This window comes from Larkinella humicola, from assembly GCF_008727875.1.
Classification (GTDB): Bacteria; Bacteroidota; Bacteroidia; order Cytophagales; family Spirosomataceae; genus Larkinella; species Larkinella humicola.
In genome coordinates, this window is the sequence record NZ_VTWS01000005.1 from 482064 (window position 1) to 507219 (window position 25156).

The 25156-nt window shown below is 52.0% G+C and carries 25 protein-coding genes; 14 read left to right on the plus strand and 11 right to left on the minus strand.

Annotated features, from left to right (window positions below):
* Positions 1–2: 2 nt before the first annotated feature.
* From F0P93_RS20805 to pyrR, 3 genes are read right to left on the minus strand one after another with little or no spacing between them, the layout of a single operon-like run.
* Complete coding sequence (locus F0P93_RS20805) at positions 3–482, minus strand: group II truncated hemoglobin (RefSeq protein WP_150879508.1); 480 nt, start codon at positions 480–482, stop codon at positions 3–5.
* 25 nt (positions 483–507) lie between these two features.
* Positions 508–873, minus strand: coding sequence for a DUF1304 domain-containing protein (locus F0P93_RS20810; protein WP_150879510.1), 366 nt, complete (start codon positions 871–873; stop codon positions 508–510).
* A 54-nt stretch (positions 874–927) separates the two neighbouring features.
* Positions 928–1467: a bifunctional pyr operon transcriptional regulator/uracil phosphoribosyltransferase PyrR gene (gene pyrR / locus F0P93_RS20815; RefSeq protein ID WP_150879512.1), complete on the minus strand. Its 540-nt coding sequence runs from the start codon at positions 1465–1467 to the stop codon at positions 928–930.
* A gap of 118 nt (positions 1468–1585) precedes the next feature.
* Here pyrR and pth point away from each other — a divergent pair, with 118 nt between their 5' ends.
* Entirely contained in the window at positions 1586–2149 is a 564-nt protein-coding gene (gene pth / locus F0P93_RS20820; protein ID WP_150879514.1) for an aminoacyl-tRNA hydrolase, read from the plus strand.
* A gap of 492 nt (positions 2150–2641) precedes the next feature.
* Here the strand turns inward: pth and metG are convergent, their stop codons facing one another.
* Positions 2642–4723: a methionine--tRNA ligase gene (gene metG / locus F0P93_RS20825; RefSeq protein WP_150879516.1), complete on the minus strand. Its 2082-nt coding sequence runs from the start codon at positions 4721–4723 to the stop codon at positions 2642–2644.
* A 172-nt stretch (positions 4724–4895) separates the two neighbouring features.
* Here metG and F0P93_RS20830 point away from each other — a divergent pair, with 172 nt between their 5' ends.
* The 5 genes from F0P93_RS20830 (at position 4896) to F0P93_RS20850 (ending at position 9973) form a co-directional block, all read left to right on the plus strand.
* Complete coding sequence (locus F0P93_RS20830) at positions 4896–5951, plus strand: AAA family ATPase (protein WP_225309573.1); 1056 nt, start codon at positions 4896–4898, stop codon at positions 5949–5951.
* On the plus strand, positions 5944–6441 hold the full coding sequence (locus F0P93_RS20835) for a hypothetical protein (protein WP_150879520.1): 498 nt from the start codon (positions 5944–5946) through the stop codon (positions 6439–6441). Before F0P93_RS20830 ends, F0P93_RS20835 begins: the two co-directional genes overlap by 8 nt.
* The gene (locus tag F0P93_RS20840; RefSeq protein WP_150879522.1) at positions 6422–7453 is read left to right on the plus strand and encodes an SDR family NAD(P)-dependent oxidoreductase; all 1032 of its coding nucleotides are present in this window, start codon (positions 6422–6424) and stop codon (positions 7451–7453) included. The genes F0P93_RS20835 and F0P93_RS20840 overlap by 20 nt, the downstream gene beginning before the upstream one ends.
* Positions 7454–7635: 182 nt before the next feature.
* Positions 7636–9039: a tetratricopeptide repeat protein gene (locus F0P93_RS20845; protein WP_150879809.1), complete on the plus strand. Its 1404-nt coding sequence runs from the start codon at positions 7636–7638 to the stop codon at positions 9037–9039.
* Between the two features lie 124 nt (positions 9040–9163).
* Positions 9164–9973 (plus strand): hypothetical protein, encoded by an 810-nt coding sequence (locus tag F0P93_RS20850; protein ID WP_150879524.1) that lies wholly within the window; start codon positions 9164–9166, stop codon positions 9971–9973.
* Here the strand turns inward: F0P93_RS20850 and F0P93_RS20855 are convergent.
* Together F0P93_RS20855 and F0P93_RS20860 are read right to left on the minus strand one after the other, a co-directional pair.
* Entirely contained in the window at positions 9970–10845 is an 876-nt protein-coding gene (locus tag F0P93_RS20855; RefSeq protein WP_150879526.1) for a mechanosensitive ion channel family protein, read from the minus strand. The two genes, F0P93_RS20850 and F0P93_RS20855, sit on opposite strands and share 4 nt — an antisense overlap.
* A 65-nt stretch (positions 10846–10910) precedes the next feature.
* The gene (locus F0P93_RS20860) at positions 10911–11909 is read right to left on the minus strand and encodes a glycosyltransferase family 9 protein (protein WP_150879528.1); all 999 of its coding nucleotides are present in this window, start codon (positions 11907–11909) and stop codon (positions 10911–10913) included.
* Positions 11910–12149: 240 nt separating this feature from the next.
* Between F0P93_RS20860 and F0P93_RS20865 the strand changes: the two genes are divergently transcribed.
* From F0P93_RS20865 to F0P93_RS20875, 3 genes are read left to right on the plus strand one after another with little or no spacing between them, the layout of a single operon-like run.
* Positions 12150–12476 carry a PadR family transcriptional regulator gene (locus F0P93_RS20865; RefSeq protein ID WP_150879530.1) on the plus strand — a complete coding sequence of 109 codons (327 nt, stop codon included), beginning with the start codon at positions 12150–12152 and terminating at the stop codon, positions 12474–12476.
* Between the two features lie 3 nt (positions 12477–12479).
* Positions 12480–15209: an FtsX-like permease family protein gene (locus F0P93_RS20870; protein ID WP_225309574.1), complete on the plus strand. Its 2730-nt coding sequence runs from the start codon at positions 12480–12482 to the stop codon at positions 15207–15209.
* A gap of 18 nt (positions 15210–15227) precedes the next feature.
* Positions 15228–15575: a hypothetical protein gene (locus F0P93_RS20875; protein ID WP_150879532.1), complete on the plus strand. Its 348-nt coding sequence runs from the start codon at positions 15228–15230 to the stop codon at positions 15573–15575.
* A gap of 86 nt (positions 15576–15661) precedes the next feature.
* On the opposite strand, the gene F0P93_RS20880 is transcribed toward F0P93_RS20875, so the two are convergent.
* The gene (locus F0P93_RS20880) at positions 15662–16282 is read right to left on the minus strand and encodes a DUF3575 domain-containing protein (protein WP_150879534.1); all 621 of its coding nucleotides are present in this window, start codon (positions 16280–16282) and stop codon (positions 15662–15664) included.
* 132 nt (positions 16283–16414) lie between these two features.
* On the opposite strand from F0P93_RS20880, the gene F0P93_RS20885 reads away from it, so the two are divergent.
* From F0P93_RS20885 to F0P93_RS20905, 5 genes are all read left to right on the plus strand, one after another.
* Positions 16415–17662, plus strand: a complete 1248-nt coding sequence (locus tag F0P93_RS20885) for a M16 family metallopeptidase (protein WP_150879536.1) — start codon at positions 16415–16417, stop codon at positions 17660–17662.
* A 155-nt stretch (positions 17663–17817) separates the two neighbouring features.
* On the plus strand, positions 17818–18483 hold the full coding sequence (locus F0P93_RS20890; RefSeq protein WP_150879538.1) for an O-methyltransferase: 666 nt from the start codon (positions 17818–17820) through the stop codon (positions 18481–18483).
* Positions 18484–18489: 6 nt separating this feature from the next.
* On the plus strand, positions 18490–20796 hold the full coding sequence (locus F0P93_RS20895; RefSeq protein WP_150879540.1) for a lytic transglycosylase domain-containing protein: 2307 nt from the start codon (positions 18490–18492) through the stop codon (positions 20794–20796).
* Between the two features lie 18 nt (positions 20797–20814).
* A complete protein-coding gene (locus tag F0P93_RS20900; RefSeq protein ID WP_150879542.1) occupies positions 20815–21378 on the plus strand; it encodes a DUF3109 family protein in 564 nt (187 codons plus the stop codon).
* 17 nt (positions 21379–21395) lie between these two features.
* Positions 21396–21722, plus strand: a complete 327-nt coding sequence (locus F0P93_RS20905) for an MGMT family protein (protein WP_150879544.1) — start codon at positions 21396–21398, stop codon at positions 21720–21722.
* A gap of 8 nt (positions 21723–21730) precedes the next feature.
* Here the strand turns inward: F0P93_RS20905 and F0P93_RS20910 are convergent, their stop codons facing one another.
* The 4 genes from F0P93_RS20910 to F0P93_RS20925 all read right to left on the minus strand — a co-directional run bounded on the left by F0P93_RS20910 (position 21731) and on the right by F0P93_RS20925 (position 25018).
* Positions 21731–22210, minus strand: coding sequence for a response regulator (locus F0P93_RS20910; protein WP_150879546.1), 480 nt, complete (start codon positions 22208–22210; stop codon positions 21731–21733).
* Between the two features lie 223 nt (positions 22211–22433).
* On the minus strand, positions 22434–23240 hold the full coding sequence (mtgA, locus tag F0P93_RS20915; protein ID WP_150879548.1) for a monofunctional biosynthetic peptidoglycan transglycosylase: 807 nt from the start codon (positions 23238–23240) through the stop codon (positions 22434–22436).
* Positions 23241–23346: 106 nt separating this feature from the next.
* Positions 23347–24486, minus strand: coding sequence for a radical SAM family heme chaperone HemW (gene hemW, locus F0P93_RS20920; RefSeq protein ID WP_150879550.1), 1140 nt, complete (start codon positions 24484–24486; stop codon positions 23347–23349).
* A gap of 79 nt (positions 24487–24565) precedes the next feature.
* Positions 24566–25018 carry a GNAT family N-acetyltransferase gene (locus F0P93_RS20925; protein ID WP_150879552.1) on the minus strand — a complete coding sequence of 151 codons (453 nt, stop codon included), beginning with the start codon at positions 25016–25018 and terminating at the stop codon, positions 24566–24568.
* Between the last annotated feature and the right edge of the window lie 138 nt (positions 25019–25156).

Genomic DNA, 25156 nt, shown 5'->3' on the forward strand with positions numbered 1-25156 from the left:
CCTTACTCCGGGACATACGGGCCACCGGTTTCGCCCCAGCCCCAGACCGGCATTGGCGCATCGGCCTGAACAGGGTTGTCGGTCGCTGTCGAATTCAACACCGCAATCCGGCTTCCCCATTCCAGATAGCCCAGCAGCGCCGAACGGAACTCCGGGTCGTCGGGCAGGCCAATTTCATCCGCGCTTTCAAGCAGCAGGCTCATCCACCGACGCCGTTTGGGCTCGTCGAGCTGCTTTCCGAGGTGATGCGCCACCATGCTGGCGTGGCTTCCGCCGTCGGTTTCCGTGTAGTGTTTGGGTCCGCCAAAAACTTCGCCAATAAAATGGGCGACGTGGCTGGCGTGTTCGGGCGACATGTGCCGGAAGACGGGTTCGAGCAGTTCGTCCTTCAAAACTTTCTGATAGAAGAGCGTCGTTAGTTGTTCCAGCCGGTTGGTACCGCCCAGCCAGTCGTTCAGCGTGGGGGTGGTGTGTTCGTTCATCGTTGTGTCGTCAGTGGCTCCAGCTTCACCAGTTGTATTGAACCAGCAACAGCCCGATCGTAATCAAGGCTGGCAGAGCCTGGGTAAAGAAGATTTTTTTATCCGCCGTCAGGGTTCCATAGAGCCCGGCGACGGCCACGCAGGACAGGAAAAAGAGCGCCACGTTGGCGTGCCAGACCGGATCGCTGATGAGCAGTGACCAAATCAAACCGGCAGCCAGAAAACCGTTGTACAGGCCCTGATTAGCCGCCAGGGCCTTGGTTGCCGGAAATAAGTGAGCCGGGAAGTTCTTGAACACTTTCGGCCCCCGGGTGGTCCAGGCGAACATTTCGAGCCAGAGGATGTAGAGATGGAGCACCGCCACCAACCCAATCAGGATTTTAACCAGCATGGTCGTAGGATTTAGAATCGTAACCGCAAAAGTTTTTAAACAGAAGAGAACCGTTTACTCCATCAGCCAGATCCGGTCGGTTTCCGCGCCCTGCTCCGTCCATTCCACCAGTACCCGCTGCGACTCCAGCGTGTTGACGCGCTTGCCGATGTAGTCGGGTTTGATGGGCAGATCGCGGTTGTACCGCCGATCGATCAACACCAGCAGTTCAATCGTTCGGGGCCGCCCGAAAGCCGTCATGGCATCGAGCGCGGCCCGCACCATCCGCCCCGTCGAAATTACATCATCGACCAGAATGACCTTCTTATTTTCAATCAGAAACGGCACATGCGTCGTGTTGGGACGCAAGGGCGACTCGCGCCGGCGAAAATCGTCGCGGTAAAAAGTGGCGTCCAGGTAGCCCAGCGGTATTTCTTTCTGCAGCGTCCGGCTCAGTTCCCGCGCAATGCGTTCGGCAAAATAAATACCGCGCGGTTGCATGCCCAGCACCACCGTTTCGGCAAAATCCTGGTGGTTTTCAATCAGTTCCTGACACAACCGGCTGATAACAATCTCCAGCAACGGACTGGCGAGGATAAGGCGTTTTTGGTTCATGAACGAAAGATAGTAGTCGGTTTTCAGTTTTCGGTTTTCAGGAGGTGTTTTTTGTTGAAAGGTTTCTGCGAACTTTGCAACCGGATTCGATTGACGGACCCCTCAAAAACGGTTTTCTATGAAATTTCTCATCGCCGGGCTGGGCAACATCGGCCCGGAATATATGCTGACCCGCCACAACGCCGGTTTTATGGTGGTGGATCGGCTGGCGGCTCACCACGGTTTTAGTTTTTCCACCAACCGCCTGGCCTACACCGCCGAATGGCGCCACAAGGGAAAGGTTATCCACCTCATCAAACCCACGACGTACATGAATCTGAGCGGTCGGGCGGTCAGTTCATATCTGAAACATTTCAGTATACCCACTGAAAATCTGCTGGTTATCACCGATGACAAAGATTTACCGTTTGGAAAGCTGCGACTGAAGCCGAAGGGGTCGGCGGGTGGTCACAACGGTCTGCGCAGCATCGATGACGTGCTGGGTACGCAGGAATACGCCCGGCTTCGATTCGGAATTGGCAACGATTTCTCGAAAGGCCGACAGGTAGACTTTGTTTTGGGAACGTTTCCACCCGAAGAACTAGCGGAATTGCCAGACCATCTTGACCGGGCGGGAGAGGCAGTCCTCAGTTTTTGTACTTCCGGGCTACAACACACGATGAATTTTTTCAACCAAAAATAGAACTATTTGAAGATTTTTTCATTTTCTAAAATAAAAATTTCCTTTGGGTAAATTGTGTGATTTGTAGTATTTTGTTTCAATATAGCGGTTAAACAGCATAGAAATGGGGTTATAACGCATTACAAATCAATACCATACCCCCTATCCCTACCTGTATTATTAAAAAATAAAATTTGTACTCTTAAAATTTATTGCGATATTTGCATTGTTCTTCAACGGGAGAGCAATTGAACAAAATCAGGAATTTCTAAGTTAATTTGAAATAAAAAGATTTTGTTGCGTTACTTCTGAATTATTGTTACGTCTTAAGTGTAGTTAGAGTATAAAGCGGCCAGACGGTATGATTTAAAAGACAGGAAGAAACCGCTAAGTTATTCAAGAAGAAAAGGTTAAGGGTTTAGGAATAGTCAGTATAAAGCCTCTCGCAATGATCGGGAGGCTTTATCTTTTTTATAGCTATCTGAACCGCCTGAGCGGTTCAGGTAATCTTCTTCAGGACACCGTCCCCCCGTTCCAGACCGCCTTATCCGGCCCGATCAGTGACAGGCTGCCATCGCGGTCTTCGGCCATCAGAATCATTCCCTGCGATTCCAGTCCCATCATTTTCCGGGGGGCCAGGTTAGCCAGGAATGTTACCTGCTTGCCGATGAGGGTTTCGGGGGCAAAATGTTTGGCAATACCGCTCAGAATCTGGCGTGGGCCGGTGCCATCCTCCACTTTCAGTTTCAGGAGTTTATCACTTTTCGGGACGCGTTCGGCTTCCAGGATGGTTCCAATGCGGATGTCCATTTTGGCAAAATCATCGTATTGAATCGCCGGTTTGGCTTCCGGAATGGTTTTGGTAGCCAGTTCGTTCATGCGTTTGGATTCGTGCAGTTTAGTGATTTGTTGGGCAATAACCTCATCTTCCAGTTTCTCAAAAAGCAAAACCGCTTCGCCCAGGGCATGGCCGTGCGGCAGCAAATCCGGTTTGCCCGCATTGATCCAGTGAAAAGCCGATCCGACGGCGTCTTCCGGTGTAATCCGGTCGGTATTCAGCAGTTTCCGTAATTTTTCGGCGGTAAAAGGCAGAAACGGTTCGCAAACGATGCTGAGACTGGCCGAAATCTGCAAGGCAATGTTCAGAATGGTGTTGACGCGCGGCAAGTCGGTTTTGGCCACTTTCCAGGGTTCTGTTTCGGCCAGATACTTGTTTCCCAGCCGCGCCAGATCCATCAAATACGTGAGCGCTTCGCGAAAACGGTATTGCTCGATGGCCTGACCGATGCGGTCCGGAAACTGGGCCAGTTCGTTCAAAACGGCCTGATCGGTTTCGTTCAGCTCGCCTTTGGCCGGCACTTTGCCTTCGCAGAATTTCTGCGTCAGCACCACCGCCCGGTTCACAAAATTGCCGAAGATCCCGACCAGTTCGCTGTTGTTGCGGGTCTGAAAATCCTTCCACGTAAACTCGCTGTCTTTGGTTTCGGGGCCATTGGCCGCCAGCACGTAGCGCAGCACATCCTGCTTGCCCGGCAGTTCGTCCAGGTACTCATGCAGCCACACCGCCCAGTTCCGCGAGGTCGAAATCTTGTCGCCCTCCAGGTTCATAAACTCGTTGGCGGGCACATTGTCGGCCAGAATATAGCTTCCCTCGTGCATCAGCATCGCCGGGAAAATGATGCAGTGGAACACGATGTTGTCCTTTCCGATGAAATGAACCAGTTTCGTGTCTTTATTGCGCCAGTACAATTCCCAATCTTTCCCCTGCTGTTCGGCCCATTCTTTGGTCATCGAAATGTAGCCAATTGGCGCATCGAACCAGACGTACAGCACTTTGCCGTCCGTATCGGGCAGCGGCACTTTGATGCCCCAGTCGAGGTCGCGGGTCATGGCGCGGGGCCGCAGCCCTTCTTTCAGCCACGACTGGCACTGCCCCATCACGTTGGTTTTCCACTCCGGATGGCTGTTGACGTATTCCTCGATGCGCGGCTGCATCCGGTCCAGCGGCAGATACCAGTTTTTGGTGGCTTTCAAAACCGGTTTGGCCCCCGACAGCATCGAGCGCAGCGGTTCTTTCAATTCCGTCGGGCTGAGGGTCGAACCGCAGTTTTCGCACTGATCACCGTACGCATTGGGGTTTCCGCAAACCGGACAAACGCCCACGATGTAGCGGTCGGCCAGAAATTGCTTCGCCGTTTCGTCGTAGTACTGCTCGGTAACTTCTTCGGTAAAATGCCCGTTGTGATACAGATTCAGGAAAAACTCCCGCGAAGTTTCGTGGTGAATCGGTTTCGACGTCCGGGAGTACAGGTCGAACGAAATTCCAAAATCTTCAAAAGCGCGTTTGATCTGGACGTAATATTTATCGACCACCTGCTGGGGCGTAATGCCTTCTTTCTGAGCGCGGATCGTGATGGGAACGCCGTGTTCGTCGGTGCCGCTGATAAAGGCCACGTCTTTGCCCGTTGCACGGAGGTACCGCACATAAATATCGGCGGGCAGGTAACAACCGGCGAGGTGTCCGATGTGAATCGGGCCGTTGGCGTAAATCAGGGCCGCCGTGACGGTATAGCGTTGCGGATTTTCGAGTGACATGTTCGTCGGTTTACGGTTTTCGGTATTCGGTTCAACACAGAAACAATGGCGGGTTCCATCTTCCGTCAAACGCACCTTTCAAAACCTAATTTTGGCGCGAAATTAGCAAATCGGCGGCAAACGTTGTTATGTTTACAAAAATGCTCGTCACCGGGCGGATCTGGATAACACCATGGAAAGCACGAATAATTTCCTGAACTGGGTTGAAATCAAAAACTTCAAGTCGATCAAAGACCTGCGGCTGGACTGCAAGCGCGTCAACGTCTTCATCGGCAAGCCGAATGTGGGAAAATCGAATATTTTGGAGGGGTTGGGGTTGTTGGGGGCGAATTATAGTGACGATAAGTACTTGAGCGGAGCGATTCGGTATGAGGATGTAAGAGATTTATTTACCGATAATGATCCTGAGCACCCTATCCAAATAACGACAAACCAACTTTCCGCCGAACTCAAACAGGATAATTACTTCGAAGATCCTACTGAAAAATCTTTTATGCTTACAAGAAGAAGCAATATCGACTCTTCAAGCAACAGAAGTTTTACCATCAAAAACAAAGGTAAGGTAACAACAGTTGGAGCAGGTATATTTTCTAATCGTGGTGAGCGGGATCATTTTGATACATACCGTACAAGTCCTGTTAAAAAGTATGATTTTCTTTCATTGAATACCTTCGATAGTACTTTTAGTCAATACCTCCTTCCGCCAGGAGGGCCAAACTTGTATGAAATAGTAAGGAGAAACAAAGATTTATGGAGCGAGTTTGCGAAGTTGTTTACCGAGCAGCAATTGGAACTCGTTTTATTTGATGCAAAGCAGGAGTTTATTCTACAAAAAAAGGAAGGGCCCTATGTCAAACAATATCCATTCTTCTCAATAGCTGACACCTTCCGGCGGTATATGTTTTATATATCAGCCATTGAGTCTAATAAGGATTCAGTACTTATCTTCGAAGAACCGGAAGTACACTCATTTCCGCCGTATACGCAGTCACTAGCCTACCGAATGATTTACGATGAAGATAACCAATACTTCATTTCAACACACAGCCCTTACATGCTTCATCCATTTATCGCCAAAATGGATTACTCGGATTTGAATGTTTTTATTACGTATTACCATGATTACCAGACAAAAGTAAAAGCGTTGACACAAGAAGAATTCCGTGACATTCTGGACTATAGTACCAATGTGTTTTTCAATCTGAATAAATTTGAGCCTAATGCCTAAGACCGTACTATTATATCCTGAATGTCACGCTGATACGGCCTTAATACGGTTTTTAGTAAAAGATGAAAACCTACTTATACATTCAGCAGGTACGGAAGTGGCAAAAGACATGCAAATAGGCATCCAATCGGCAGATGTAGTAGTCGGAATAATTGATAATGACAAGGTTAAACCACGCTATTTCGATTTGTTTGTAAAGCTAAATGAGCAAAATAAAACCTGCTTCATGCATAAGCCTGACTCGGCTGAATATGTCATTATCATTGATAAAGCCATTGAAAGTTTCCTGATTTGGAATGCGGAGCAAGTAAATCTAGACTTAGCTTTGTACGGTTTTCCCATTAAGCCCAAATTATTGGGAGAAAAGCTAAAAACGCCATCAATCCAAACCGATCCTAACTACCTCCAACTCCTCACCGACCTCCAAACCCGCCAGGCACCCGGTTTCATCACCCTCGAAAACATCCTGAATGACTTCCTCACTCCCTGATATCACCCTCATCACCGGCGCCAACGGCCTCATCGGCAGCCACATCATCCGGCGGTATCTCGACGCAGGCCGAACCGTGGCGGCTCTCCGGCGCGCCAACAGTGATCTGAGTTTACTGAACGACAGCCAGGACCGCGTCACCTGGCTCGAAGGCGATATTCTGGATATCCCATCGCTGGAAGACGCGCTCCAAACCGTGCTGACCCGCGGCACCGTCGATGTGATTCACGTGGCCGCCATGATTTCCTACTCGCCGAAAGACCGCGACCGCATGGACAAAGTCAATGTGGAAGGAACGGCCAATGTGGTTAATCTCTGTCTGGCGAAGGGCGTTCGGAAACTGGGCTACGTCAGTTCGGTGGCCGCCGTCGGTCGCCCGACGATCAAAGGTGAGAACTCCAACGCAGCCATCGTGATCGATGAAGAGCAACGCTGGGAAGAGTCGCCCCAGAACTCCTTTTATGGCCAAACCAAATACCGGGCCGAACTGGAAGTCTGGCGCGGGATTGCCGAAGGACTCGACGCCGTGATGGTCAACCCGTCGCTGGTGTTGGGCGAAGGTGACTGGACGCGCAGCAGCACCCAGCTCTTCAAGTATGCCTACGACGAAAAACCGTTCTACCCCGCCGGGATGGTCAATCTGGTCGATGTGCGGGATGTGGCCGAAGCAGTTTTTCAGCTCATGCAGAGCCTCATCACCGCCGAACGGTTTATTCTAAGCGCGAAAAGCCTGACGTATAAGGAATTTCTGGACAAGATGGCGGATGCGATGGGCAAAAAACGAACGAAATACCGCGTTGCCCCCAAACTCACGCAGTTGCTGTGGCCCGTCGAAGCCATCCGCTCCTGGATCACGGGCAAGCCCCCGCTGATTACCCGCGAAACCGCTCGGTCGGCATCGGGAAATTACCAGTATGATGGCCGGAAGATCGAAAAAAGGCTCCCTTTCCGCTACCGCAATACCGACGAAACGATTCACCGGATTTCTGTGTTTTTCAAGCAGAAGCAGTGACCACTGGCCGTGAATCGGATCTAAAATACTGATCGCCAATTCATGCGAAAACCGGCCCAAAACCACTGCCTCCTTTTTTTGCGCGAATAGTTGCGGAATAGATTATTAGTTGTATATTTCTACTACATTTCCACGCTGAATAGTGGTGTATAGTATATACGTAACCCCTGTACGAAGTGAATATGGAGCAAGAGTTTGAGGAAAGAGAAAGCGAAATAAAGGCCTCGATACAGCGATTTGAGAGTATGCTGGACGGCTCCGAAAACCAATTTTTCGATCTGGATGTCTACGAGCAGATGGTCGAACATTACATGGAAGAAGGCGATCTGGAAAAGGCCATGAAAGCCTGCGAAGCCGGACTCGGAAATTTCCCCTACTCGCTGGAATTGATGCTGGATAAAGCCCAGTTGCTGGCTACGAACGGAAAGTATGAGCAGGCCCTGGGTCTGCTGGATCGAGCCGCCCTGTATAACCCCAGCGACCCCGATATTCAATACATGCAGGGAACGATCAGTAACCTCGCCGGGAATTTCGAACAATCCGTTGAGATTTTAAATGATCTGCTGGAAACCGCCGACGAGAAGGACGACATCTATTTTCAAATTGGGCAAACCTATCAGAATTGGGGAAAATACGAGCAGGCTATCGAGAATTATAAAACATCGATTAACCACAACATTAACAACGAAAATTCTCTTTATGAACTGGCGTTTTGCCTGGACCTGATCGGCGAACTGGAAAACAGTCTGGATTACTACCAGCAACTCATCGACCGCGACCCTTACTCGCACAACGCCTGGTACAACATTGGTATTGCCTACAGCAAACTGAGCCGGTATAAAGACGCGGCCGAAGCGTATGACTACGCGACGATTATCAAAGAAGATTTTGCGTCGGCGTATTTCAATCTCGGCAACACGTACATGAACCTGGGCGAATTTGTGAAAGCAGAGGAAGCTTACCGCAGTACGCTGAAGTACGAGGAAGCTACGCCCGAAACGTATTGTTACCTGGGTGCTAGTCTGGAGAAACAAAACCGCTACGGAGAAGCCATTACGCGCTACCGCGATGCCGTTCATCTCGATAGTCTTTGGGATGAGGGCTACTACGGGATTGGCGTTTGCCTGAGTGAATTGGGCAAATGGCACGAATCCATTCCGTTTTTGCGGAAAGCCTTGAAACTGAACGAGAAAAATGCCGAATACTGGCTCGCTCTGGCCGAAACCGAGTACAAGCTGGGCAATGGCATATCGAGTCTCGAAGCGTTTGAGAAAGCCGTGGAAGCCGATCCGGCCAATGTCGATGTATACCTGCAATGGTCACTCGTGATGTTCGACCAGGGGGATTTCACCCGCGCCCACGAAATCATTGAGATGGGCATCGAGGAACTGCCGCAGGAAGCGGATTTGTACTACCGGGCCGTGATTTACCTCATCCATGCCGGTTCCTACCGCGAAGCGCTCGTTAGTCTGGAAGCGGCTTTAACGCTCAACTACGACCAGCACGTTCTGTTGTTCGATTTCTTTCCGGAACTGGAAAAACAGAAAGCGCTCTACAAGATCATCGAGCAGTACCGTAAAAATTAATTTGGCGTATTCCGCCGTAAAAGCCGCCCTTTTTAGAGTGGCTTTTTTTACGGGCATAGTTTTTGCAATCGACTCGTAAACCCAATACAGACTCAACGTTATGCAGAAAACGTTCATATCTTTCTTGTTTCTTAGCTTATTAGTCGGATTCGCCAGTGTTCAACCCGCCGTTGCCCAAAATCGACTCAAAAAAATCACCTACACCGATGGCACGACCCGGCAGTTTTTTTATGATGCCGACGGCAAACTCAGTAAAGAAGAACTTACCCGCGAACAGGCACCCCTCAGTCAGTTTCAGCACAGTTACGGCACCGGCGGCAAACTGACCACCTATTCGATGCGGTACCAAACGCCCGAAACGCCGTGGAATTACGGCTATTCGGAACAGTATAACTACAGCAGGGAGGGACGCCTGAATTCGAAAGAACGTTACCTGCTCCGCAGAGGGCTTTCACTGGATAAACCCGAAAAATCGCTCTTTTTTTCAGACTCCCTGATCTACAATGCCACCGGTCAGATTGTGGGCCGTCAGCGGTATACGTACCCGCCCCGGGGTGAAATGGCCGGGCGCTCACCGGTTACTTTGACTGCCAGCCAGTACCGCTACGACGCCAGCGGCAACCTGATCGAAGAAACCGTGACGACCACCCCCCTGCAACGGAACGCAGCCGCGACCACCACCACCCGCCGGATCGTGTACGAATACGACAATAAACCGAATCCGTATTGCCTGGCCGAATGCCCCATTTTCGACCAGATGAGCTGGTCGAAAAACAACTGCATTCGGACGTCTACCTATCAGGTTGAAGCAGGGACGCTGAGTAAACCGTCGGTAAGCGAATACCGCTATGTTTACGACAACAACCTGCCGGTCAGGCGGTTGCTGGCCGACAACTCCACCCTTCTGGAGCAGTACGAATACGAAACCTATTAATTGGACGATTCGGCGGACTCACTGGCGCGTTTTTTCAGGTCGTAGGTGTGGGGCGGAAAAAGCATCAGTACCTCGTTTTCGCCGAAGGCTTTTTTGACGACCATGATGGCTTCGCTCAACGCCTTGGTGGCATCCACTTTGGTTGGATCGATCCAGAACCAGACCAGAAACTGGATCATTTCGAGCGAAACGCCCTTGTAGTGCATTTCAACCGGTTTGTCTTTCCGGATAAACGGCAGGGCCTTTACGGCGCTGATCGCCACCCGCTGGGCTTTGCTTAAATCATCGAGGTGCGACACCCCCGCCGTTAGTTCGATCCGCCGTTCGCCGGTGCGGGAGAAGTTGGTGATCGGTTTCTGAAAAATATCCTTACTTGGTATTTCGATGGTTTGCCCCGCCGAATTGTCCAGCACAATTGAACGCAGTTTGATGCGGACCACTTTCCCCAGAAAACCGTTGGTTTCTACCACATCGCCGACTTCAATCGGTCGCTGAAGGGCAATGATCGTTCCCGAAATGAAGTTGGCCGTCAGGTCCTGAAACGCAAAACCGATGGCCAGCGCCAGCACACCGGCCCCCGCCAACAACGACGCCACGGTTTTTTCGAGCCCCAGAATGTCGAGGGCGATGAACAAACCCAGCGTCATCACCACCAACTGGGCGACGGTTCCGGTCAGGTTAATGAGCGACAGGTTATCGCTAAACCGGTCGAAAGCCCGTACCACCAGCCTGCGGAAATACCGGGATACGAAATTAAAAACCAAAATAACCAGCAGCGCCACCGCCAGATTCGGTACATACAGAACGGCGGTTTTGACCCAGCCTTCCAGACGTTCGAAAATGAGCCGCGCTACGTCTCCTAGATTCAGCATAGGCACACTAGACAAGGTATGATAAGGTAGAAACCGATGCCGAAGCCGATGTGTTTCAACGGACCTCACCTGGGCAGCCTTTGGATCAGTTGCTCCGTCCGAATTCCGTAGGCACACTGGAAATGGCCCAGCGGACACGTTTTACGCCCGTGCAGACCGCAGGGACGGCAGTCGAGCATTTCTTCGATCTCGATCCGCTGCGAATCGTCGGCCAGCGGCCCGAAACCGAACTGCGGAATGGTCGAACAGAAAATAGCCGTTGTCGGGGCATTTACCGCCGTCGCCAGGTGCAGGGGGGCCGAATCGTTGACGTAATTCATCTGCGCCCCTTTCATCAAAGCCGCCGATTCCAGAAACGATAACTTACCGGAAAGATTCACCACCCGTTCGCTGCCGACACCCTGCCGGATTCGCTCCGCGGCTTCGGAATCCGACGGAGCGCCCAGCAAATACACCGTCAGCGAAGGTGGTATCTGCCGCAGAAAATCCATCCATTTTTCTTCCGGATACTGTTTCGTAAACCAGACCGATGTCGGTGCCAGACAAATGTACGGTTGGGTCTGATACGGTTTTACGCGCTCAAAATCGCCGGGCGATGGATACAGCCGGGGCTTCAAAGCCGTGTGATTGGTGAACCAGCTAACCAGTTCCGTGTTGCGGTTAATCTCGTGAACGTCAGGCGCAATCCGGTGCTCGATGCGGTGGGTAAAGAAGCGCGAGAAAGGATTCTTCTCAAACCCGACGGTTTCTTCGGCCCCCGACAGTGCAGTGAGCAAACCCGTGGCGCCGAACCGTTGCAGGTTGATCACCTTGTCGTAGCGACGGGAGCGAATGAGCCGGATCAAGCGCAGCAAATCGCGGTATTTCCCGTTTTTTTTATCCCAAATCAGTACATCGTTCACATGAGGGTTATTTTTTAGTAACCCTTCGTTCCCCTTTCGAAGCAAAAAGTCGATGGTGGCGTCGGGAAAATGGAAATGGAGTTTTTCCACCAGTGAGGTGGCCAGAATAACATCGCCGATGAAAGCGGTTTGGACAATGAGAAACCGGGCAGGTTGATTCATTTAACAAATTTCAGGATGGCCTTTACCTCTCAACAAGTTAATCCATCCAATATTAGATTAAAAACCCCTGATTCCAAAAACCGGAGACCGGATTCTGTCCATTTGTGTACATCCGCTGTCCGTTTCTGGACAAATTCTTCTTCAGTCCGCCATCAAAACCGGCTCTATTGCAACCAGAAAGGCATTCTGGCAGTTTGGCAAGGCATTTGTTTAGCAAATAACAAGGAAATGCAAAAAACCATGGGAAGACCATATCTGGGCGAATTTGAAGAACTGGTTTTACTCACCGTTGCGGTGCTGGACGGAAGTGCGTATGGCGTGACGATTGCGGCTGAACTCAAGCAGCGCACGGATCGCGTCATCAGCCTGAGCGGTGTTCATATTGCCCTGTACCGCCTGGAAGATAAGGGGTTTGTAAGCTCCGAACTGGGCGGGGCCACGGCCGCGCGGGGTGGCCGCCGAAAGCGGCTATTTGGCATCACGGCCGCCGGCAAACAAACCTTGAGCGAGATGCGGCAGGTACGCAACGAACTCTGGGAATCCATTCCAAACCCATCCTGGTCATAGCCCATGAACACTCCTCAACCACCCGCCTGGGCCGACCGTTTGCTGAAGGGATTGTGCCCTCCCGCTTTGCAGGAAGAACTCCTGGGTGATCTGCACGAGCAGTTTGCCGATCAGGTCGCCGAGTTTGGTGTCCGGAAAGCCCGTCGGCTGTACACGCTGGAAGTGATCAAATTCTGCCGACCGTATTTCCTGAAACGACGAACGGCCCCTTTCATAAAACCGTCTGCCAATCCAGTTTCAAAAACCGCTCACCGATCCCATTTTAGTGACGAACGCCAACCTTTTTTTCTGCAACCAGACATGCTCCGTAATTATTTAAAGATCGCCTTTCGTAACCTCTGGAAGAGCAAGAGCTACGCGGCTATCAATGTGGTGGGCCTTTCGGTGGCCTTCTGCATCTGCGTTTTTCTGTTCCTGACGTCCTATCTACAGTTGACCTACGACTCCTTTCATCAGGATGGCGACCGGATCTTCAAGACCTATCTTTTCTCGAATGACCCGGAAAAAGCGACGCGCAGTGCCAACATGCCGCTGCCCTTTGTACCGGCTCTGAAAGCCGACTATCCCGAACTGGAAGCCGCAACGCGGATTATGAGCGGCCGGAAAAGCCTGGTAGAAGCGAAAGGGAAGTATTTCGACAAGCTCCTGCTGCACACCGATCAGGATTTCTTAAAACTATTTTCATTTCCTTTCCTCAAAGGAAACCGGGAAATCGCGCTTCGTGACCTGAGCAGCATCGTCCTCAGCGAGAACATGGCGACGGCGATTTTTGGCACTGAAAACCCGATGGGAAAAACCGTGCTGGTGGGCCGCGACGCCGATCAGAAGCAGTACGTCGTCACCGGCGTCATCGGCGATGCCCCCTACAACAATTCGTCGATTCAGTACGATGCCCTGGTCCGAATCGAAAATGCGCCGAATTATCAGAATAACAAGGACCAGTGGAATGGCCATTTTTATACGGTTTACCTAAAATTGCCGCCCCAGGTCGATCAGGCATCGTTCGAAAACCGCCTGAAACCATTTGCCCAAAAATACTTCTCCGGTGCGCTGAAAGACCTCAAAGAGAAAAAAGCCCAGCCCGATCAACGGGGTGATTTGTTTGCCATCCGATTGCAGCAGCTTTCCAAGGTACATTTTGACCGGGACATAGCCGGCGGAAAAGGTACCCCGATTGCGATTGTGTATACGCTGCTGGGAATGGCCTTTTTTATCCTGCTGATTGCCTGCATCAATTTTATCAACCTGAGCATCGCCCGGTCGTTCACCCGCGCCCGGGAAGTTGGCGTCCGGAAATCGTTGGGAGCGCTCAAAAACCAGCTTTTTGTCCAGATCTGGGGCGAATCGACCCTGCTGTGTCTGATGGGTTTTTTAGCGGGTATACTCCTCACCTACCTGCTGATGCCGCAGTTTAACGCCACGTTCGACGCCCGGCTGAAACTGGAATACATGCTCAAACCCGATTTTGTGGGCCTGATTCTCGGCGTATTTACACTCGTTACCTTCGTGGCCGGGGGCTATCCGGCCTGGCAAATGGCGAGGTTCAACGCGGTGGAAGTGCTAAAAGGCAAACTGTCGATGAAACGACCGGGCATTTTACGCAATTCCCTGATCGTTACCCAGTTCGCAATGTCGTGTTTGCTGGCCTGCTGCACCATCATTGCTGCCCAGCAGGTCGATCATCTGCGCACCCGGCCGCTCGGTTTTGAAAAAGAACAGGTCATCAGCATTCCGGTGGGCAATCAGGTGGACGGCCGGCAGGTGCTCGGGCGATTGCGAAACAAACTGGCAACTGATCCTGCGGTGCTGGCCGTAACGGGCACGAGCGTCAACATCGGTCGCGGGCGGGATCGGGTCAGTTCGCGAACCTCCCTCGGATTTAAATACAAGGGAAAAGATGTGGCGACGGATATCCTGTTGGTCGATTATGATTACCTGAAGACCCTGAATATAAAACCCGTAGCGGGCCGTGACTTTAATCGCTCCTATTCGACGGATTCGGTAAACCGGATTATTATTACCGAAAGCATGGCCAAAATGCTGGGCGAACCCAAACCGGTGGGTCTGTTTATGGGCGAAGATGAAGATACGACGGGCACCAAATCGGAAATTATCGGCGTCATTCCGGATTTCCATTTGTATTCGCTAGCCGATGAAAACCGCCCCATCACGATGCATCTTTCCCATTCGGAAACCATTCATTACATCTTTATCCGCGTCACTCCGCAAAGTCTGGCGGGTTCGATGGAGAAGCTGAAAGCGGTCTGGCAGGAAGTGGCCCCGCAATCGGAATTCATGGGTACGTTCATGGACGCCAATGTCGATGCGTGGTACCAGAACGAGGAACAGATGGCAAAAATCTGCAGCCTGGCTTCTGGCATCGCCATTCTGTTGTCGTGTCTGGGTCTGTTCGCCGTCGCCATGATGGTGATCGAGCAGCGGACGAAAGAAATCGGGATTCGGAAAGTGATGGGCGCCAGCATTCCGAACATCATCGTGGTTCTTTCACGGGACTTTGTCAAGCTGGTGCTGATCGCCCTGCTGATTGCCCTTCCGATTGCCTGGTTTTTGATGAATACGTGGCTCGACAACTACCGGGAGCGTATTCAGATCAGTCTCTGGGTTTTTGCCGGTGTGAGCCTGTCTGCTCTTCTGATTGCGCTGGCGACGGTCAGTTTCCAGACCATCAAAGCCGCCCTGGTGAATCCGGTGAAAAGCTTACGCAGTGAATGAAACCAAACAACAGATTCCATGAAACTCCTTTTTTTCAGCCTGATACTAACCATCGGCACGGCCGCAATGGCCCAATCTTCGCTGCGAACGCGCATCAGCGACGACGAGAAAACGCTCTCGATCCGGATCGACGGCACGCAAAACGGACGTAAAATCCATTTCAACCGGGCATTCGATGTGTCGGACATGAGTGCGCTGCGCAAGGAAATGCTCAAATACCGGGTCTACACGTCCCTCGGTATTTCGCCACCACTGCATGAAATGCCGTGGGTCATTCTGACGGTTTTAGGAGTCTTGGTCGTATTTTTCACGGGATTAGTCCTCCGGTTCCGGCCGGTAAAGCCGGCGCGGCTTCGGCCGCTATAAGCATTCAATTAGCCATCCCTACAGATGACCGATCAAATTCCAAGGAAGAGTATTCTTGAAACCACATAAACCGGAAACAGGGCAATTCACCGGCCTTTCAGTGTGTATTGAATCGACGCGACACCTTGCACCGTTTTTCTACCAACTCCCGGCACGTACACGGTATTGTTCAATAAATCCGGTTTCCCGAAAACATACGCATTGGCCTGAATGCCCAAATCCAACGTTAAACGCGAAGCGAGATTAGTCCTGAATCCACCTGTAATGCCGGCACTCAACCTATCGTTTTTTTGGGCAGCGGCACTTTCAAGGGGATAACAAGGCGCCACAATGCATTCAATTACCTGATAGTTCGTGCCAGACTGTTTGAAGTAGCTCTCCGTTAACTGCACACCCAGAAACATCCGAAACTTCCTGTTTGGATTTAGAAAAGCTCTTCCCCCTACCCGTAAATAAGCACCACTCGATTTCCCTTCCCAATATTGCCATTCAAAATCATTTTTATTTTTCTGGTAATGGCGAGGAAAAGTATAGCCCCCCTGAAAGTAGAAGTCATAGTTCGGACTGTTCGTCCAGCTCGCGTTCACTTCTACGGTTTTATCGAATAACGGCACCACATTCACCCCAATCTGGGAACGAATCCGTTGCGCAAACAACCCATGACTGAAAGCGAGTAAACCGAGCAACAGCAGGTAGATTGTCTTCATCGTTGTATTGGGATGAACTATTCTTTGACTAAATTTAGTTTTTAATTCTGTACCTGCAACTGCACGCGCAGCAAACAACCGCCGGTATGGCTGATTATCAGACCCTACGCATTCCAAAAGGGTTGGAAAAGAATGGAAGATTACGAAGTATACACCTTACCGAACGGAATCCGGATTGTTCATAAACAAGTACCGCATACCCAAATTGCCCATTGCGGCATCATGCTCGACATCGGCAGCCGCGACGAATTGCCCCAACAGGAGGGCCTGGCCCACTTCTGGGAACACATGGCCTTCAAGGGAACCAAAAAACGCAAATCCTTTCACATCATCAACCGGCTCGAAACCGTGGGTGGTGAGTTGAATGCCTATACGACCAAGGAGAAAGTCTGCTTTCACGCGTCGGTTTTGGGGTTGCATTTCGAAAAAGCTACAGAACTACTGGCCGACATTGCCTTCCATTCGGTGTTTCCCGAAAAGCAGATCGAAAAGGAACGGAGCGTGATTCTGGAAGAAATGGCGATGTATTACGACTCGCCCGAAGATGCGCTCCAGGACGATTTCGACCAGGTGGTTTTCAAAAATCACCCGCTGGGCGGCAACATCCTCGGCACGCCCGAAACCGTTAAATCTTTTACGCGGGATCAACTCCAGTCGTTTATCGTCGACAATCTCGACACCGAACGGGTCGTTTTTTCGTCGGTCAGCAACCTGCCGTTCAGCAAGGTCAAAAAGATTGCATCCAAATACTTGATCGATATTCCCCACCGCACCTCGGAGCGGAAACGGCTGGCCCCGGAAAGCTACGAACCGCAGCGGGTGACGGTGGAGCGGCCCATTACGCAGGCCCAGTGCGCCATTGGCCGCCCGTCGTATGCGCTGGCTGATCCCCGTCGGTTGCCGTTTTTCATGCTGGTTAATCTGCTCGGCGGACCGGGCATGAACTCCCGGCTGAACATGAACCTGCGCGAAAAATTCGGGCTGGTCTATTCCATCGAAGCCAGTTACACGCCCTTTCTGGATACCGGTTTTCTGGGAATTTACTTCGGCACCGACCAGAAACACCTCGACCGCAGCAGCGCACTCATCACCCGCGAACTGAAAGCCCTGCGTGAAAAATCGCTCACCAAACTGCAACTTCACAACACGAAAGAGCAGTTGATGGGCCAGTTGGCCATGTCGGAAGAAAGCAACCAGAGCTTTATGCTCACGATGGGAAAAAGCATTCTGGACACGGGTAAACTGGACTCGCTGGAGGAGATTTTCAAGGAAATCCGGGAAGTCGATGCCGGTTTGATGCAGGACCTGGCCAACGAGATGTTCGACGAAAGCCAATTGAGCTACCTCACTTTTGTGCCGGAACCGGACGAGGACGAGTAACAACCGCGCTTCCCGTTCGCTCCTATAAAGATGCCATGATAAAATAGGAGCGGCTCATTCCCGTTAACAGAATAGTCGTATTTTTACACGATCACCGGGTTTCGTTTTCAACCGCCTAAAGTAAACCGGGCCATACAGGCTCACAGTCAACCGGCATGGATTTTTTGCCACCTGAAATCTCAGCGTATTCCGAAGCGCACACCTCGCCCGAAAGCGAGTTGCTGCGCCAGCTTAATCGAAATACCCGCGCCCGGATGCTCTATCCGCGGATGCTTTCCGGCCACTTGCAGGGGCGGTTTTTAGCCATGATTTCCCGGATGCTCCGTCCCCGCCGAATTCTCGAAATCGGCACCTTTACCGGGTATTCGGCCCTGTGTCTGGCCGAAGGGCTGGCCGATGATGGCGTGCTGACGACCATCGAAAAAGACGACGAACTGGAATCCTTTGCCCGCTCCTACTGGAACCAATCGCCGGTAGGGTCGCGGATCGACCTCCGGCTGGGTCTGGCCCCCGAACTGATCCCGGCCCTCGAAGGGCCGTTCGATCTGGTCTTTATCGATGCCGATAAGGAAAATTATAGTTTGTATTACGACCTGGTTTTTGACAAGGTGCGACCGGGTGGCATCATTTTAGCTGATAATGTCCTGTGGAGCGGCAAGGTCGTCCGGCCCATTGGCAAGGGACGAACGGCCGCCGAACGCCGGGCCGACAAAGACACGCAGGCCGTGCTTGATTTTAACCGAAAAGTGAGTGAGGATTCGCGCGTCGAGCAGGTTCTGCTGCCCGTACGGGACGGATTAATGATGATTTACAAACGATAACAGCGTATGAAAAAGAGACTTTTGACTCTCCCCTTTTTTCTTTTCTTTGCCCCTTTTCTCGTTCTCTCCGGCATCGCTCAGGTGCCCGCCGACGTTCCCGAATCCATCCGCTTCGCCGATCTGACGGTTCGTTTTGACGAAGGCGCCCGCCGGATTATCCGACAGGACATTACCTCTCTGGTTCAATCCAACAAAAAATACTGGGACGCCAAACTCGACCGCGTGGTCCTCTACTTTCCGCTGATCGAATCCATTCTGGCGGAAGAAGAAGTACCGGTCGATCTGAAGTATCTGGCCGTTCAGGAAAGCTCACTGGTTCCCGACGCGGTTTCATCCTCGACGGCCGTTGGCTACTGGCAATTCAAAAAAGAAACTGCTACCGACCACGGCATGCGCGTTGATGACGAAGTGGACGAGCGCAAGAGCATCGTTGCTTCCACCCGCGGAGCCGCCCGGTATTTCAAACGAAACAACACGGTTTACAACAACTGGGTATCGTCCCTGTTTTCGTATTACCTCGGCACCACCGGCATCAGCAAACTCGTTCCGGCGGAATGGTCTTACGCCCAGGAAGTCACGCTGGACAGCAAAACCGACCGGTACATTCTTCGTTTTTTTGCCCATAAACTGGCTTTCGAGAGCGTGCTGCCCTCTTTTCAGACGGCGAATTCCGTAGCCCTGATCGAATACCCGTATGGCAGTGGAAAAACCGTTACCCGGGTTTCGGAAGACTTGAAAATTAGCGAACCGGAAATCCGGAAATACAATCGCTGGATTCTGGGCGACCAGATTCCGTCCGATAAGGAATACATTCTGGCCATTCCGGCCACGGGCGATCAGGCGGCTGCGCTCCGGCGTCAGGCCCAGCAAGCCAAGCTGGTCGCACAAACCAAAGCCCCGGAGGTCGTGACGAGAGCGAAATTCGACACCGGTTTTCCGGTTTTGCGCAAGGTCAATTATTCGAAAGGCAAACCGGATGTGGTGCTGTATGAAATCAACGGCTTGCCCGGGATTCAGGCCCTGGCGGGTGACAATGCCTCGACACTGGCCCGCAAAGCCCGGGTCAGCGTATCAAGTTTCCTGCGTTACAACGACATGAGTGACCGCGACCCGGTGACTGAAAATGAAGTCTATTATCTGGCGAAGAAGATGCGGAAGGCAGTTGTTCCTCACCACACAGTGCAGGTGGGCGAAACCGTGCGGAGCATTTCGCAGATGTACGGACTCCGGCTGAAAAAACTCCTGCGCTACAACCGCATCGATCGTTCGGATCGTTTGCAGGTGGGCCGGGTCATGTGGCTGCGCGAACGCCGTCCGGGTAATAAACCCGTCGAAATCATCAAAACGCCGACCACACCGGCCCCCGCTTCCCGACCGATTGCCAGCCAATCCAGCCCAAGCGACAACCGGGTGAGCCAGTCAACGCCTTCCGATCGCCCGGCGAACACCATTCCCAGAAATGCCTCCGAACGCAAACTGTATTCACCCAAACTGGTTGAATCGAAGGACGCGCCCGCAACCACTCCTTCGCCAGCCCCGGATACGCGCGTAACGACCACCACGCCCAGCAGCGCACCCGCCAGCCGACCCGTTGAAAATCAGGAGAATACCGTAAATACTGTGGTGAAACCACCGGTTTCTGACCAAACGGTCGCCAGCACGCCGACGGTGACTACGCAGAATTCCGGTTCGACACAGCGGGTTGTCATTGTTCGCCCGGAACGCTCAACCGACTTCGGCAGCGAACCTGCGCCCAGCCGCACTACGACGTCAGCACCGGTTAGCCGTCCAGCCGAGCGGAAACCGACCGATTCCCGGACAACACCTGCTCCCGCTCCCATAACCGCCAGTGCCAGGCGCCCTACGGCTGAACCGCTGGAAGAATCTTCACCCAAAGTGACCCACACCAGTTTGGCTCCCGCAACGACGACGCGGTCGGGAAATGCCGGACCGATGACGCACCGAGTAGAACCGGGACAAACCTATTACAGCATTTCGCGGCTCTACAACGTGTCGGTTAATGACCTGCTGGCCTGGAACCGCCTGACTCAGAACGACAAACTGGCGGTGGGTCAAGCGCTGGTGATCAGAGGTGACGGGGCCGTATCCAAAAGCCAGCCCGCAACCTCCGGCCGTTCGGCGGTCGATGCGAAGGTGTCGGAAGAAATCGTGTACCATACCGTGCAGAAAGGGGAAACCATGTTCCGCATTTCGAAACAATACGGCGTTAGCGTTGAGCAAATCCAGACCTGGAACCAGCTATCCGGTGGCGGGGTCAACGTAGGCCAGCAGTTGAAAATAATCAAGAAATAAGGTCTGTCCGACAAATCCATGATACTCATTGACAACACCTGCATCAGCGATGATGTGGCCGAGAAGTTTTTCGTCTGTAACCTGGACAAATGCAAGGGTGCCTGCTGCGTCGAAGGCGATCTGGGTGCCCCGCTGGAGACCTCGGAACTGGCGGTACTGGACGCGATCTATCCGCTGGTCAAACCGTACCTGATGCCCGAAGGCGTGGCCGCCATCGAAAAGGACGGCTTGTACGAATCCGACGAGGACGGCGGTTTTGTTACGACCACTATCGAAGGGCGCGAATGCGTTTTTGCCAATTACGACCAACGCGGTATTCTGAAATGCGGTATCGAGGAAGCGTATAATGACGGGAAAGTGGATTTCAAGAAACCCATTTCGTGCCATCTGTACCCGATCCGGATCACCAAATACGACAGTTTTCACGCCCTCAATTACGACCGCTGGCCCATTTGCAGTCCGGCCTGTGACTTTGGCGAACAACTGGGCGTCGAAGTCTACAAGTTTCTGAAAGAACCCCTGATCCGCATGTACGGCCCGGCCTGGTATGGCGAGCTGGTGAAGGAAATCGAAGAAAAGTAGCCCTGATTCGGGTGCGTATGGAACACCGCGATTACTTTGAAGATGTCTACGACGTGGTTCGGCTCGTTCCGGCGGGGCGGGTGACGACCTACGGCGCCATTGCTCAGTACCTGAGCCTGCGCGCGGGAGCCCGCATGGTGGGCTGGGCCATGAATGCGGCCCACGGGCGCGATGTGCCAGCCCACCGCGTTGTCAACCGGATCGGCGTTTTGTCCGGCAAACATTTTTTTGGCAGCCCAACTGCCATGCAGGAGTTGTTGGCGGCCGAAGGGGTTCTGGTACAGGACGACCGTGTCGTGGAATTCAGAAAAGTGCTTTGGGACCCGACAACCGAATTGCAATAACCGGAAGCTCAGAGCAGCTTGGACCAGCGAACACTGGGAACCTCCAGAAAACAGGCCTGCATGCTAATGACCAGGTGGTTGTAATCGTCCATGAGATTGGGCTTTTGGAGATACCCATTGGCTCCCAGACTGTAGGCTTTTTGCACCAGATCTTCCTCAATAGAGGTCGATAACATCACGGTCGGAATATGCTTTAACGAATCGTTGGTTTTGATGGCTTCCAACACTTCGATTCCGCTCATCCGGTGCATATTAACGTCCAGAATAATGAGTCCGCACCGGGCAATTTTCTCTTCGGCTTCGTCACTTTCCAGCAAACTGTGCATCAACTGCTCACCATCTTCATACTGCAGAATCTGGTGTTTTGCCCCCACGTTTTGAAACGCCCGATGAATAAAATGGCGATCATCCTCATCATCATCAACGATGATGACATAGATTTTTCGCTGTAAGGAAGGGGAGTGCAATAACTTGGCCGACTGTGGCATTGTGATACTGATCAGATAAAGGGTGCCGTTACGATGGTGTGCGTTCCTAACAATAAAATTAGTGAACAGAACCGATTAACAGAGATTATGTCATATGAATGAAAAGAAAAAAAGCCGCTTTAAAAGGAAAACCAGCTTACTTATCTGTAAGATTTAGATCAGTCTATAACTATTCTAAATCAGACTTTTCTTTCGTATTAAAAATACGAATAAATTAACGGTTTTACAAATTTTTAAGGTAAGCACGCCCACCCAGATAGCGCATCTGGCGGGCAATCTGGCGGGTTCGTTTCTGGGTATAAGCCGACGGTTTTTTGATGGAGAACAGGCGGGGGTTGGGCAAAACGGCGGCAATGCGGGCAGCCTCGGTTCGTGTCAGGGATTGAGCCGAATGACCATAATACCGCCGGGAAGCGGCCTCGACTCCGAAGGTCAGCGGGCCGGTTTCGGCCACGTTCAGATACACTTCCAGGATGCGTTCCTTGCCCCAGATCAGTTCGATCAAAAATGTGAAATAGACTTCCAGCCCTTTGCGCAGGTAGCTGCGGCCATTCCACAGAAAAACATTTTTGGCCACCTGCTGCGAAATCGTGCTGGCACCCCGCGGCCGTTTCCGGTGCTGGTTGTCTTTGATGGCATCCTGAATTTCGTCGAAATCGAATCCCCAATGGGCTGGAAACGCCTGGTCTTCCGACGCCACGACGGCCAGCGCCACTTCCTTCGAAATCGATTCGTAGGGCGTCCAGTTCTTGTAGAGCCTGCTGTCCTGATCCTCGCCCATCGCTTCCAGTTTCCGCGAAATCATCAGGGGCGTAAACGAAACCGGCAGGTATTTCAGCAGCACCACCCAGCCAAACGAAAGCAGAAAAGACAGCGTGATCAATTTAGCAACCAGCCGAACCGCCCGTTCCAGCCACGGACGCTGACGGAGAGAAGCCCCAATGCGCGGGGACTGGCCCGAACGGGAGGAGGCCGAAGAAGGGGTTGACGAGCGCAAACGATTGACTTTAGCGGAACGAAGAGTACTCATTAAACGTAAAAATAGTAAAGAGTAATGAGTTATGAGTGAAGAATTAAGAGTTATGAGTTTTAGGTTAGCATACGTCATCCCGCTCATAACTCTTAATTCTTCACTCCTAACTGATAAAAAGCTCCGAGGCTACGCGGTCGGCAAACAGTTTGCCGGCTTCGGTTAAGGTTAATCGATGGTTCTGGAGCGAGAGCCAGCCCCGGTTGTATAAACGTTGCAGTTCAGTCCGGCGAAGCGCTTCAAAATCGGTTCCGGCCAGCGCCGTAAGCTCCCGGACATCGCAGCCCCATTTCGTCCGGATTCCTGTCAGGACATACTCATTTACCTGATCAGCCCGTGACAATTCCTCGACCATTCCCGGAATTTCGCCTTTTTCAATGGCCCGGACATACTGCGCATTGTTGGCGACATTATACTGACGGCTGTGGTGGTTGAACGAGTGCGCACTGGGGCCAATGCCCAAGTACGGCCGCCGTTTCCAGTAGCTGCTGTTGTGGCGGGCTTCCCAACCCGGCCGGGCAAAATTCGAGATTTCGTACTGTTCGTAGCCATGGGCCACCAGCGTTTGCACGAGGATCGTAAACTGGTCGGCGGCAAATTCGTCGTCGGCAGCCTGCAACCGGCCTTTTTTCTGCCAATTTCCAAAAACCGTCCCCGGTTCGATGGTCAGACAGTAGGCCGAAATGTGCGGGATGCCAAACGAAAGCGCTTTCGAAAGATCGTCCTCCCAAACACCGTGTGTTTCGGCGGGAATGCCGTAAATCAGATCAATCGTGAGGTTATCAAAACCGGCTTCCCGGGCGAATTGCACACATTTTTCGGCTTCGGTGGCCGAATGGGCGCGGTTCATCAGGCGTAAATTCGGCTCATGAAACGACTGAATGCCAATGCTCAACCGGTTGACATACTGCCGAAAAAGCCGCAACGGAGCCAGCGGGTCTGCCGCCGGTCCCACCAAATCGTCCGGATTGGCTTCGAGCGTAATTTCAGCATCCGGCGCCACGGTATAAAACCGGTGAATGGTCTCGAAAAGCTGCTGCAATTCGGATTCGTTCAGCAGTGAGGGCGTGCCGCCACCCAGGTAAATGGTCTCCAGCTGGCGGGTGGGGAGGTAGTCTTTTTGCAGTTCGATTTCCCGGCAAAGTGCCTCGACCAGCACCGTTTTCTGCTTCAGACTGGTGCTAAAATGAAAGTCACAGTAGTGACAGGCCTGTTTGCAGAAAGGGATGTGGATGTACAGATGCATCGGCGAAACTACAAATCTGAACCGGATCAAGTTCCCCGCGAACGACGGAGCGAACCCGGTCTGCCGGAAAAGTCTGTCTTTAAAGCGTCTTTTCCAGTACTAACGTGGTGTGGCTGTTCGTGCTGGTGACGGTTCCGATAATGTCAAACCCGTGTCGCAGATTCAGGATGAGCATGTCGCGCCATTGATTGCGGGTGTGGGTCCGAACGGTCTGGTAGCCTTTGGTTTTGCACCAGTCGTGTTGCTGGCGCATCAGCTCGCCCGCGATGCCCTGCCGCCGGTAATCCGGGTTTACGCAGCCCAGCCAACTGTAGAAATGGCCCGGTTTACGCTGATATCCCATTTTATAGCCCACAATCGTTTGATCGTCGGTAGCCACGATCGTCAACAACCGGCGGTTTTTCATTTCCTCAAATTCCTGAAAAAGCTGTTCGGGTGTCTGACCGGTGAATACCCGCTGGTGCAATTGAATTATTCCTTGCAGCGTGGTTTCGGGGGGAAAACCGTCGTACATTTCGTAGTGGCATTTCATGCCACAAAGTTGGCAGAAATACCGCTCATCTTTTTACGATACGGCTAAAAAAGAAGAAGGTATCTTGGAAGAAACTTTTACTTTTCGGGGCACTTTTTGCAGTGATTCCCTTTCTTTTTCCATTTTTTGCAGCACTTT